This window comes from Mesorhizobium sp. M1A.F.Ca.IN.020.06.1.1 (genome assembly GCF_004023265.1).
Lineage (GTDB): Bacteria > Pseudomonadota > Alphaproteobacteria > Rhizobiales > Rhizobiaceae > Mesorhizobium.
In genome coordinates this window covers 1-11,737 of record NZ_RZSR01000063.1, presented here as the reverse complement: position 1 = coordinate 11,737, position 11,737 = coordinate 1, and the positions used below count along the sequence as shown (strand labels likewise).

At 65.4% G+C, this 11,737-nt stretch carries 13 protein-coding genes; 5 read left to right on the top strand and 8 right to left on the bottom strand.

Going from position 1 to position 11,737, the window contains the following annotated elements:
* Positions 1–915: efflux RND transporter periplasmic adaptor subunit (locus tag EOA60_RS05125; protein WP_245502524.1), on the bottom strand; the 915-nt coding region annotated here is incomplete at its 3' end.
* A gap of 9 nt (positions 916–924) precedes the next feature.
* On the opposite strand from EOA60_RS05125, the gene EOA60_RS05120 reads away from it, so the two are divergent.
* A complete protein-coding gene (locus EOA60_RS05120; RefSeq protein ID WP_127240133.1) occupies positions 925–1,152 on the top strand; it encodes a hypothetical protein in 228 nt (75 codons plus the stop codon).
* Here the strand turns inward: EOA60_RS05120 and EOA60_RS05115 are convergent.
* The 7 genes from EOA60_RS05115 to EOA60_RS37390 form a co-directional block, all read right to left on the bottom strand.
* Entirely contained in the window at positions 1,134–2,069 is a 936-nt protein-coding gene (locus tag EOA60_RS05115; protein ID WP_128292881.1) for a phosphatidate cytidylyltransferase, read from the bottom strand. The genes EOA60_RS05120 and EOA60_RS05115 overlap by 19 nt on opposite strands.
* Positions 2,069–2,728 carry a lysophospholipid acyltransferase family protein gene (locus EOA60_RS05110; protein ID WP_067324862.1) on the bottom strand — a complete coding sequence of 220 codons (660 nt, stop codon included), beginning with the start codon at positions 2,726–2,728 and terminating at the stop codon, positions 2,069–2,071. Before EOA60_RS05110 ends, EOA60_RS05115 begins: the two co-directional genes overlap by 1 nt.
* A complete protein-coding gene (locus tag EOA60_RS05105) occupies positions 2,725–3,168 on the bottom strand; it encodes a hypothetical protein (protein ID WP_127334834.1) in 444 nt (147 codons plus the stop codon). The genes EOA60_RS05110 and EOA60_RS05105 overlap by 4 nt, the downstream gene beginning before the upstream one ends.
* On the bottom strand, positions 3,165–4,496 hold the full coding sequence (locus EOA60_RS05100; protein WP_127334835.1) for a phosphatase PAP2/dual specificity phosphatase family protein: 1,332 nt from the start codon (positions 4,494–4,496) through the stop codon (positions 3,165–3,167). The genes EOA60_RS05105 and EOA60_RS05100 overlap by 4 nt, the downstream gene beginning before the upstream one ends.
* Before the next feature lie 12 nt (positions 4,497–4,508).
* Positions 4,509–6,296: a bifunctional alpha/beta hydrolase/class I SAM-dependent methyltransferase gene (locus EOA60_RS05095; protein WP_164748163.1), complete on the bottom strand. Its 1,788-nt coding sequence runs from the start codon at positions 6,294–6,296 to the stop codon at positions 4,509–4,511.
* A 36-nt stretch (positions 6,297–6,332) separates the two neighbouring features.
* Positions 6,333–6,941 carry a CDP-alcohol phosphatidyltransferase family protein gene (locus EOA60_RS05090; protein WP_127334837.1) on the bottom strand — a complete coding sequence of 203 codons (609 nt, stop codon included), beginning with the start codon at positions 6,939–6,941 and terminating at the stop codon, positions 6,333–6,335.
* A gap of 84 nt (positions 6,942–7,025) precedes the next feature.
* Positions 7,026–7,193: a hypothetical protein gene (locus EOA60_RS37390; protein ID WP_164748164.1), complete on the bottom strand. Its 168-nt coding sequence runs from the start codon at positions 7,191–7,193 to the stop codon at positions 7,026–7,028.
* 20 nt (positions 7,194–7,213) lie between these two features.
* On the opposite strand from EOA60_RS37390, the gene EOA60_RS05085 reads away from it, so the two are divergent.
* The 4 genes from EOA60_RS05085 to EOA60_RS05070 form a co-directional block, all read left to right on the top strand.
* Entirely contained in the window at positions 7,214–7,693 is a 480-nt protein-coding gene (locus EOA60_RS05085) for a MarR family winged helix-turn-helix transcriptional regulator (protein WP_127334843.1), read from the top strand.
* Entirely contained in the window at positions 7,690–8,874 is a 1,185-nt protein-coding gene (locus EOA60_RS05080; RefSeq protein ID WP_127246848.1) for an HlyD family secretion protein, read from the top strand. The genes EOA60_RS05085 and EOA60_RS05080 overlap by 4 nt, the downstream gene beginning before the upstream one ends.
* Positions 8,875–9,172: 298 nt before the next feature.
* Complete coding sequence (locus tag EOA60_RS05075; RefSeq protein ID WP_127334838.1) at positions 9,173–10,705, top strand: DHA2 family efflux MFS transporter permease subunit; 1,533 nt, start codon at positions 9,173–9,175, stop codon at positions 10,703–10,705.
* A gap of 342 nt (positions 10,706–11,047) precedes the next feature.
* The coding region (locus tag EOA60_RS05070; RefSeq protein ID WP_245502525.1) for an adenylate/guanylate cyclase domain-containing protein at positions 11,048–11,737 on the top strand (690 nt) is incomplete at its 3' end.

The following is an 11,737-nucleotide window of genomic DNA, read 5'->3' as shown; positions in this document are numbered from 1 at the left end:
CACCATGACCGGCGCGCCGCCCATCTCGGCGCGGCCGGAAACACTTGCGCCGAAGCGCATCTCGTTGGGCGCATTCTCGATCGAGACCTTTACCTGGAAGGTGCGGGTCGCGGCGTCGGCCATAGGCGCGATCTCGCGGATGCTGCCGACCGCGGTGATCGCCGGATTGCTGAGCAGCGAGACAGTCACTTTTGGCGGGTGCTTGGTATCGGGTGCGTTGGCGAAGACCGCTTCGGCGATCGAGAACACGGCGTCGCGGCTCTCCGGATCGGCAACCCGCGCCACCATCTGTCCGACATTGACCGACTGGCCGGCTTCGGCACCGGTGGCGGTGACGATGCCGTCGAATTCCGCATGCAGCTCGGTATAGCCGAGTTGGTCCTTGGCCATCTCGAAGGCGATGTTCGCCGACTTGAGCTTGGCCTGCGCCGAACGCAGATTCTTCAGTGTCGCGTCATAATTGGCTCGGGTGGTAAAACCCTTGCCGAGCAGCGCACCGATCCGGGCCTCCGCAGCTTTTGCTTCGACAAGCACGGCCTGTGCCGCCGCGACATCGGCCTCGGCGCTGGCGAGCCGGTTGCGATAGTCCTGGTCTTCGATGCGGGCCAGCACCTCGCCTTTCTTCACCGTCGAACCGATCTCGGCGACACGTTCGAGCAGCTTGCCCGACACGCGGAAGCCGAGGTCGCTTTCTAGCCTCGGCCGGATCTCGCCGATGGCGATGCGGGTATCGGCGCTGAGCATCGGGACGGCCGCGATGGCCTTGACAAGCTTTGTCTCGGCTGCGGCGGGCTTCACGTTCGAGGCCTCGCTTCTGGCGCCGTGCCAGACCATGGCGCCGCCGCAGGCAAGAACGGCGATCGATCCGGCGACAAGGCGGCGCCGCAGCGGCCTGTTATGAAAAAGTGCAATCATGTTGTCTCCATGACCAAGGTTGCGGCCGCGCTAGGAGGATGCGGCGACCGGGAAATCAGTTGGCTGGAGAGGGAGATCGGGCTTTGCGGCCTGTCTTTTCGCCAGCCCGATCTTCTTGGCGCTTCCGGCTCCGGAAATCCCGAACGGTTTCTGAAAATTTTCCGATGTTTGGGTGAGGCGACCTTGGAATTGCGCAGGGGAGACGCCGATGCCGACGCTCAAACCGTCCAGAAATAGCGCACCAGGTGGAAGAAGATCGGCGCGGCGAAGACCAGGCTGTCGGTGCGGTCGAGCATGCCGCCATGGCCCTCGATCAGATGCCCCCAATCCTTCACGCCCTGGTCGCGCTTGATTGCGGAAGCGACCAGCCCGCCGAGGAATCCCATCGTGCAGGCGACGAAGGCGACGGCCGAGGCCTGCAATGGCGAGAACGGCGTGATGAAGGCGAGCAGCGCGCCGAGCAGGCTCGAGGCGACGAGCCCGCCGATCAGCCCCTCCCAGGTCTTCGACGGCGAGACCTTTGGCGAGAAGCGGTGCTTTCCGAACAGCTTGCCGAAGATGTACTGCAGCACGTCGCTGCCCTGCACGACGATGATCAGGAAGGCGACGAGCACCAGGTTGCGGCCCTCGAAGCCGGGCACGTTCAGCGTCAGCAGCGCAGGGACGTGGCTTACGCAATAGACCGCGATCATGATCGCCCATTGCTGCGCCGAGACGCGCTCCAGGAAGCGCTCGGTATCGCCGTGCAGCGCCGTGATCGCCGGCATCAGCAGGAAGCAGTAGACCGGGATGAAGATCACGAACAGCCCGTACCAGGCCGTCCACACCAGCCAGTACTGGAACGGAATGACGATGCCGAACATGCCGAGCAGAACCCAATGGTCGCTGCGGCGGCTGTGCGTCAAGGTCACGAACTCGCGCAGCGCCGCGAACGAGATCAGCGCGAACAGGATGGTCATGCCGTAGCGGCCGAAGAAGAAGGCGACCGTCATCAGCGCCACCATCACCCACCAGGCATTGATGCGCTGGGTGAGGTTGGTGAGCGTCGCGCTGAGCGGCTTCGGCGCGCGCGCCGACAGCACGGCTGCGGTGGCGCTGGCGGTGGTCAGCACCACGAAAAGGCCGATGATCAGGATACTGATTTCGTGGCGCATCATTCGTCTCGATCAGGGCGGGGATTGAGCGCCAGAAGTTCGGCCCGGGCGCGTTCGAGGAAGGCGCGGCGTTCCTCGCCCGGCGCTACCGCCACCGGCGCGCCGAAGACCACGCGGCAAAGCAGCGGCACCGGCAGGAACTGGCCCTTGGGCAACACGCGCGACATGTTCTCGATCCAGCACGGGATCAGCTCCACTTCCGGCCGCGCCATCGACAGATTGTAGAGCCCGGAGCGGAACGGCAGCAGCTCGTCGCTCATGTTGCGCGTGCCTTCCGGGAAAATGATCAGCGAATGACCCCGGTCGAGAACGGAAAGCATGACGGAGATCGGGTTCTCTTCCGGGCTCGTCCACTGCCGGCTGATCAGCACGGAGGACAGCATGTCCTCGGCGATGAAGCGGCGCAGGCGCGACTTTCGCCAATATTCGGCGGCGGCGATCGCATGAGTGGTGGCGCGTTCTCTTTCGCTGAGGCAAGCCGACAAAAGGATGAAATCGCCATGGCTGGTGTGGTTGGCGAAATAGATGCGCTGCCGGTCCGATGGCTGGCAGCCGCTCCAGATCGGACGCACGCCGGTCACCGCCCGGGCCAGCGCCGACAGGCCGACCGAAGTCGCCGTCTGCAGCAGCGTGAAGGTCCGGAGCGACAGCTTGTTCATCCCGGCATCCAGAATCCGGCTGTCAGGAACGCGATGACGAAGATCGCGAAGGCGATGCGCTGCCGGGCAAGCAGGCGGCGCGTTCCGGCGATGCGGTCCTCGAGCGGGCGCGGAGACGAGGAGACAGGCTTGAGCCGCATGCGCGCCAGCACGTCGTCGACCGCGGCGCATCCCGAACGCTCATTGTCATGGCTCGCCATCAGCCGGAACAACAGCGCGTCGAAGGCGAGAAGCGCCGAAAACCCAAGCACCACGATGGCGCTTGCCGCCGCGACCAGCAGCGCCAGCACCGCGATCGGCGCCTGGAGCGCGCCGCGCGCCGAGGCGACCAAAGGCGCGAAGCCGTCGCAGACGAGCACGATCGCGGCCGGCCATGCGGCGTGCTTGATCAGCATCGCGGCAAAGGCGGCTGTCCGCTGCTGATAGGCTTCGTCCGTCATGCCGGCTCGTCCAGTCCGACCTGAAGATGCACCGGTCGTCCGGACGCGGCGAGCTGCTTGCGCGCCTGTGACGGCGTGTGCGAGCGGCCGCTCGCGACGAGCCATCCGGCGATGACGGTGGCACTGCGCTGGAAGCCGAGCGCGCAGCAGACCAGCACCGTGCCATGCCGGCGCGCCGGCTCGATCGCCGCCACCGCTTGGTCGAGCGTGTCCGCCGGCGGCGACAGCAGATCGAGCATGCCGAAGCTTTGCCAGCGGCCCGGCGCGTCGCCCGGCCGCTCAAGCTCGGCGGCGAGATCGATCACCGTGCCGAAGCCGTCAGCCTCGGCGGCGTTCGGGAACCGCCCAAGGAAGACGCCGTCGCTGACCGGCACGACCGGCGGCAGCTTGCGCGTCCATGCCCAGACATTGACCCTGGCGCCTAGGCGATAAGGCCAAAGCAGGATGCGGCTTGCCAGCGACACACGGCCATCAACCGCCTTCTGGAACACTTTCGCGCCGGCCCCGGCATAGGCGAAGGCGACGATGGCCAGCGCCAGCGAAGGCCATAGGAGCAACAAGGCGAGGGCGGAGAAGAAGACGCCGACCACAGCGCCCGTTAGCGCCAGAGCGGCGCCCAGCGCGTAGTATAGCGCAAGCCGCCATGCCTTGCCGTCGGCAGTCAGGCGGAAACCGGCGAACGGCAGCTGGCCCTGTGCCGGAAAGAGCCACAGGGCAAAGAAGCCGAGCAGCGCGCCGGTCGGGATGTCGATGAAATGATGCTGCCAGGTGGTCAGCACCGAGGCGCCGATCAGAAAGCACCAGCCGTGCCAGAGCCCCAGCAAAGGACCGGCGAGGCGCTGGCGCCAATGATCCCAGATGATCACCAACAGCGCGATATGCAGCGACGGCGCCTGGTTGAACGGCTTGTCGAAGCCGCCGAGGACCGCAAACAGGAAACCCGGCAGGCCGCTCGTTTCCGGCCGCACGAATGTGGCGGTCAGCGGAAACAGGATGAAGCAGGCGACGGCGACGATCTGCGCGGTGAGGTATCGGCCGGCCAGCCGGTCGACGCCCTGGCGGCTGTCGTTGAGCAGGAGCGACAGTCCGTAGAACAGGTTGATCGACCAGTAGGGCACGATTGTCCAGGCGACGAACGGAACATGGTGTTCCCAGGAGAACACGATGCTGCCGACATGGTCGCGCGTCGAGGCGAGCCAATTGGCGAAGCCGTAGGTCGAATAGAAGAAAGGCGCGAGGAAAGCGAGCCACAGCGCTGCGCGCAGGACGACACGCCCATAGGGCTCGGCGCTGGGTGAAAGTGGCGGGGGCTCGGCACTGGAAGGCATGCGGCGGTGGTCCTAAAGCCGCCTTGCCAGCGAGACGGTGAAGATGCCCCATTGGTCGATGCGCTGGTCGAGCTTCTCGAAGCCTGCCGCCTCGACCAGCTGATCCATCTCGCCTTGCGTGCGCCGCCGCATCACCCAGGCCTGGCCGCCGCGATGCGAGGTCAGGCTGCGCGCGATCATTTCGAGCTGCGGGTGCCAGGGCTGGTTGGTGTAAACGAGCAGGCTGCCCGGCTGCATGGCGCGGGCAAGGCCGCCGAGCGAGCGCGCAATCAGCGCATTGTCGGAGAAGAGCTCGTAAAGGCCGGAGACGATGGCGAGGTCCGGCGCCGGATCGAGCGCGGCGAGCCCATCGCCGTCGAAGGCGTCGGCGCGCTGGAACGACACGCTGGCCGGCAATTGCCGCTCGGCGATCAGCTTGCGGCCGAGCTCGACATTGAGGTCGGAATAGTCGCGCAGCCGAACGCTGGTCGGTTGCTCCCGGCTCATGTCGATCGCATCGAGGACGTAGCGGCCGTGACCAGACGCAATGTCCAGGATGTTGGTCGGCCGCCCAGCGGCCTTCAGCATTGCCAGCGCCGAGCCGATCAGCTCTTCGATGTGAAGCTTGCGCTGGCGGATGCCGCGCCAACCGATGGCGTCGAGGAAGGTCCGGTCGACCATGCGGCCGATCGGCCCCAGGCCGCGCGGCTCGTTCTCATAGACATAGTCGAGCGTCGAACCGGAATCGAAGCCGGTGGTAACGCCGACCTTCATGCCTTGCGAGAACCAGCTGCCGATGCGGATGCAGGCGCGGCTCATAGCCCAGTAGAGGCCCCTGGGCGAAAGCAGATCGAGCGGCGAGGCGAGGCGGTCGGCCTCGTCGCGCGTGTAGCCGGCGATGTCCGCCTGCTTCAGCTCTACAGCTTCCGCGGGTGCCGCGAACTGCGCTTCGAGGAACGGCCGGATCAGGTCGAGCGCCTTGGCGCGGTCGCGCTCGCCCAGCGTATCGTGGAAGAAGCCCGGCAGCACGTGGCGCTCCTTCGCGCGGCTGCCGAGATTGACGAAGAACTCGTGCTGCGGCGCGTGCCGCACCACCCAGTCGCTGCCCGACAGAAGAAGCTGCGTCGGCACGGTGATGGCGCGCGCATCGGCAACGATGCGCGCCGCGTGCTGATAGAGCTCGACCAGGATGTTCGAGGCGATCGGCCTTGTGATCAGCTTGTCGTTTTCGAAGGAAGCAATGCGCACAGGGTCATGAGTGAGAAGGTTCGCCTTGACGTAGGAATCGACGAAGAAGCGTCCCTTGATCTTTTGCCACAGCGCGATGCCTTCCTTGGCGAAAGGGACATAGAGTTTCACCGAGAAGGCGGGCGAGGCGAGCACCATGGCGCGCAGCTTGGGCGCATAGTCGTGCACCCACGCGGCCGCCAGCACCGCGCCGAAGGACTGCGCGATCAACGCGATGTCCTGCGCGGCAAGACCGTCCCTGGCGGCGATCTCACGCATGAAACAGTCGATATCGCGCACCAGCGCGGCGAAAGACGGAGCGTAGCCGCGCTCGCCGGCGGAGCGGCCGTTGCCGCGCGCATCCCAGGCGTAGAAGGCGTAGTCGGACATGCTGAGTTCGTCGACGAGATGCGCCATGCGGCCGCCATGCTCGTGCCCGCGATGGAAGAGCACGACCGCGCCCTTGGCCTTGGCCTGCATCGCCGGCCAGTAGCGGTAAAAGATCTGCGTGCCGTCATGGCTGCGGAAGGTGCGTTCCTGCGCCTGCCGCGCAAGGCTTTCCGCCGGCGCGCTGGCGACCTGTTCGTGAAGCATGGTGGTTCCCCCGGGCGGCATGGCGAGTCTCGGTGCTCAGCCGGTGCTGCCAATAAGACCGGCGCGTATCCGGTTTATGGCGGTCAGCAGCGAAAGCGTAGCCATGGCCGGAAACACAAACGGGGCGATTGCCTCCGGCCAGAGCCCGGCGGCGGCGAGCACGGCGACCACGCCGAGCGCCAGCGCCCTGTCGCTCTTGCCGAACGGCCCGGCATAGTTTCGCCCGATCCCGGCTGCGATGCCGAGCACGCCGGCGAACTCGGTGAGCGCCGCGGCGATGGCAAAGGAGACGACGCCCCAGGCGCCGAATTGAGGAAGGGCGGCGAAGGGCAGGATCAGCGCGAGGTCGGAGACGACATCGCAGATCTCGTTGAGGTACATGCCGAGCGTCGAGGCCTGGCCATGCTCGCGCGCTAGCATGCCGTCAATGGCGTTGAGCGCCATGCGCAGGAAAAGCACCAGGGGGATGAGGAAGAGCAGCGGGCTCCAACCGGGGAGGACCGCGATCGCCGATCCAGCCGCGATGGACAGCAGCGCAGCCGCGACCGTTATGCCGTTGGCCGTCACACCCATCGCCGCCAGCCTGTTGACCAGCGGCCGCAGCCTGTCCTGGAAAGCCGGCTTCAGTGCATAGAGCGTCGGCATTGCGATGATCCCCCGATCCTCGCCGGCAGATGTATCACAAACATGCCGAACGGCACCAGCGCAGCTGCTAAAACACTGTGAATCCTAGACAGTTGGCACCATGCCATGCACCCATTGCCTGAAGACGACGCCGGAGCCGGCGCTCTGTGGCGCTCTCATGCCCGCCTTGGCGAGCTTCGACCATGCAGCCCTGGCATGGCCGCGTGCGGTTGCCGGCTTCTGGAACAACGCAGCCACTTGAATAGTAAGCACGCTTATTATATATGCCGCTCATGGTTTCAGATGGCATCGACAGATTGGGATTTTTGATCCACGACGTGCAGCGCCTCATGCGCAAGCGCTTTGAGGCGCGCGCCAGCGGGTTGGGCCTTTCCTCGGCGCAATGGCGGCTTCTCGTCCGTGTCGCCAAGGAGGCCGGTGTCGCGCAGGCGCGGCTCGCCGAGCTGCTCGACATCGAGCCGATCAGCGTTTCTCGCCTCTGCGACCGGATGGAGGAGGGCGGCTGGATCGAGCGTCGCGCCGACGCGGCCGACCGGCGTGTGCGCATGATCTTCCCGACCGAAAAGGCCAACGCAGCCTACACCGATGTCAAAAGCCTCGCCGGCGAAGTCTATGAGGAATCGCTCATCGGCGTATCGCCGGAGGACCGTCGCATCCTGATCCGGGTGCTCGACACCATCGTGCAGAATTTGACCGACGGCGAGACGTCGTCCCTCGAAAAAATCAAGAATACGGAAGGGCGGGCAGCATGAACGCGGCAGCCAAGAAAGCAGACGACAACGTCACCAAGCTCGAGATCGAGGCGCCGGCGAAGCCGGAGGCTGCGCCAGTCTCCGCGGCAGCGGAGCCGCAGCCCGCACCGGCAGCACCGAGGAAGAAGCGCCGCACCGGCCGCTTCCTTTTGATGGTCGCCCTGCCGCTGGCGCTGCTCGCCGGCGGCGCCTATGTCTGGGTCACCGGCGGTCGCTACCAGGAGACCGAGAACGCCAACCTGCAGCAGGCCCGGATTTCGATTGCCTCGGATACGGCCGGCCGCATCGTCCAGGTCGGCATTGCCGACAACCAGACGGTCAAGGCGGGCGACCTTCTCTTCGTCATCGACCCCGAGCCTTACAAGATCGCGCTGGCCCAGGCCGACGCGGCTGTTGCCGCCGCGCGGCTCAATGTCGAGCAGCTGCGCGCCGCCTACAGCCAGGCGATGGCGCAGCAGAAGTCGGCCAAGAGCGAGGTCGACTATGCGCAGTCGCAATATGACCGCGCCGCCGATCTCGCTGAGAAGGGCATCAATGCCAAGTCGTCGCTGGACGAGGCCCGCAACGACCTCGACAAGGCCAAGCAGCAGCTCGCGGTCGCCGAGCAGGGCATCATCAGTGCCAAGGCGGCGCTTGGCGGCAACCCCGACATCGAGACCGACAAGCATCCAAGCGTGATGTCGGCGCTCGCCGCGCGCGACAAGGCCGCCTACAACCTCTCGCAGACCACGGTGAAGGCGCCGTCCGACGGCATCGTCTACCAGGCCTCGTCCTTCAAGGTCGGCCAGTATGTCTCCGTCGGCACGCCGCTGTTCGCGCTGGTCGAGACCGACGACACCTGGATCGACGCCAACTTCAAGGAGACGCAGCTCACCAATATGAAGCCGGGCCAGAAGGCCGAGATCGTGGTCGACACCTATCCGGGCCGGACCTTCGAGGCGACCGTCAAGGCGATCGGCGCCGGCACCGGCGCCGAGTTCTCGCTGCTGCCCGCCCAGAACGCCACCGGCAACTGGGTCAAGGTCACCCAGCGCATCCCCGTGCGCCTGGAACTGACCGACCCCGACGCCAAGATGGCGCTGCGCACCGGCATGAGCGCGACGGTCACCGTCGATACCGGCGTCGCGCGCGGCCTGCCGTCGATCTTCGGTCACGCCACGGCCGGCGAGCACGCGCAGTAACGCAAAGTGAAGCCCGCGGGCATGAGCGGGCGCAAGGGAATGGACTGAGGGGAGGGGTGGGAAAGCCGAGCGTTTGAGGCGAGCCGCGTCGCGGGTCGATCCAAGGCAGAGGCTTTCGACACGGATCCGTCGGTCCTCAGGTTTCCGGGCGGCAGGCATCCGCTCCAACAGAGACTTTCGGTCGATGTAACCCCCACATCGATCCTCGCGTTCCACCGCGACGAGGGTCTCAAAGGAAGGCGCCGCCGCCGGGCAACCCAATGTACCCGTTTTTGTTACCTGCTGGAAGTTCCACACCATGAGCACGCCCGAACCCTTCAAGGAAGTACCGCACCGCGGCCTGATCACGGTCGCGCTGATGCTGGCGACCGTCATGCAGGCGCTCGACACCACGATTGCCAATGTCGCGCTGCCGACCATGACCGGCGATCTCGGTGCCTCGCCGGACAACATCAACTGGGTGCTGACCTCCTATATCGTCGCCGCCGCCATCATGACGCCGGTCACCGGCTGGCTCGCCGACCGCCTCGGCCGCAAGGAGCTGTTCCTGGCCTCCGTCGTCGGCTTCACCATCTTCTCCATGCTTTGCGGCATGGCGTGGAGCCTCGGGACGATGGTGCTCTTCCGCCTGCTGCAGGGTGTGTTCGGAGCGGCGATCGTGCCGCTGTCGCAGACCTTCCTGCTCGATATCAATCCCCGCGAACGCCACGGCCAGGCCATGGCCATCTGGGGCGCCGGCATCATGCTGGGGCCGATCCTCGGCCCGACGCTCGGCGGCTGGCTGACCGAGAATTTCAACTGGCGCTGGGTGTTCTTTATCAACCTGCCGGTCGGCATCCTCGCCTTCATCGGCATGGCCGCCTACCTGCCTGTCGTCGCCAAGCGCGTGCGCAGCTTCGATTTCTTCGGCTTCGCCATGATCTCGCTCGGCGTCGGCGCGCTGCAGCTGATGCTCGACCGCGGCGGCGAGGTCGACTGGTTCTCCTCGACAGAGATCTGGATCGAGCTTGCGCTGTCGATCACCGGCTTCTGGGTGTTCATCATCCACACGGTGACGTCCGAACGTCCCTTCATCGATCCGAAAATCTTCCTCGACCGCAATTTCGTGACCGGGCTCGGCTTCATCTTCGTCATGGGCGTGCTGATCCTGGCTTCGATGTCGCTGCTCCCGCCGATGCTTGCCAACATCTTCGGCTACCCGACCGTCACCATCGGTGTCGTGCTCGGCCCGCGCGGTATCGGCACGATGATTTCGATGCTGTTCGTCGGCCGCATCATGCACAGGATCGACGCGCGTATTCTGGTCGCGATCGGATTCCTGCTCACCGCGCAGTCGCTCTACACTATGGCAAGCTTCACGCCGCAGATGGACAACTGGCTGATCATCTCTTCGGGCGTCATCCAGGGCCTCGGTATGGGCATGGTGTTCGTGCCGCTCTCGGCGGTGGCCTTCGCCACGCTCGACGCGCGCTACCGCACCGACGCCACCTCGCTGTTCAGCCTTGTGCGCAATCTCGGCTCGTCGATCGGCGTCTCGGTGGTTGCGGCGCTGATGGTGCAGAACACGCAGGTCAACCACAGCGAGCTCGGGGCGTTCATCAACCCCTACAACCCCAACCTATGGGCAGCCTCGCCCGCGGCGGCGAGCGGTGATCCCATGGCCCTTTCGCAGGTCGACAGGCTGGTCAACGTCCAGGCGATGATGATCTCCTACATCAACGACTTCAAACTCCTGATGGTGATGACGCTGCTGGCCGTCCCGTTCGTCATCCTGCTGCGCAAGCCGAAGGCCGCGCCCGCCGGCGGCGCGCCGGCCGCTCATATGGATTGATGTTTTGGTGGCGGTCTCCATGCCAGTCCCAATCACGCTGACATTGCGGCCATAAATGCAGCTCGGTTATGTCCGCCGAATTGACCGCTAAGCGCCGCATGTCGGTCATTGAAGTCATCCCGGCCGCCCACCAAAAGCGGTCACAACTGGTGTCAGGGCCACGGGAAGTTTGCTCCATGAGCATAGCTCCATAATGATCCCAGCATCGGCTTTTTCCAGCCCTGCCCACCGGCCAACTGTTTTGTGGACAGCATCGCACTTTGCTAATATTGCCGTCACTGCACTCGGCGAGGAAATCGCAGCATGTCGGACAAGGGTCCGGTCGCTTTGCCGGCGGCGCCGGTGGCAACAGGTTTTCTGGGCGGCAACGGCAACAATGCGTCCGAAGCCCGGCATGAGCGCCGGATCCTGACCGCGCTCTGCTACGATCTGGTCGGATCGACCGACCTTCTTGCCATCCTGGACATCGAAGAGTTCGAGGAACTGATATCAGCCTTCCAGCGGGCGGCTAGACAGGCGGTCGCGTCATGCTCGGGTGCCGTCCAGGTTGAGGTCGGCGATGGCGGCGTTGCTTTGTTTCCTGCCGAGATGGACGCCAAGGACGCGGCATCGCTGGCGATCCGAGCCGGGCTCGAAATCATCGACGCCTGCAGGCGCGTCGGTTCGGACAAAGGCCGCGCCGATTTGCATGTCCGGGTCGGAATCGCGACATCGATGACCCTGATCCACAAGGGTGACGCCGACACCGGTCATGACAATGTCACCGGCCCTGCCTTCGCGATGGCCACGCGGCTCCAGGCCATCGCGCAGCCGGATACGGTGGTCGTCTCGGACGCGACGCGCAACCTGGCGCGACGGTCACATGTGTTCAGCTTTAGGGGCACCCATGCGATCAAGGGGTTTGCCGAGCCGGAGCTGGTCTGGCGCGCGCTGAGTCACAAGCGGGAGGTCGATCGATTCTTCGCCTTCGGGCGGCTGAGCAGTCCGCTCGTCGCTCGCGAGGCCGAGCTCGCCACGATCGCCGAAGCATGG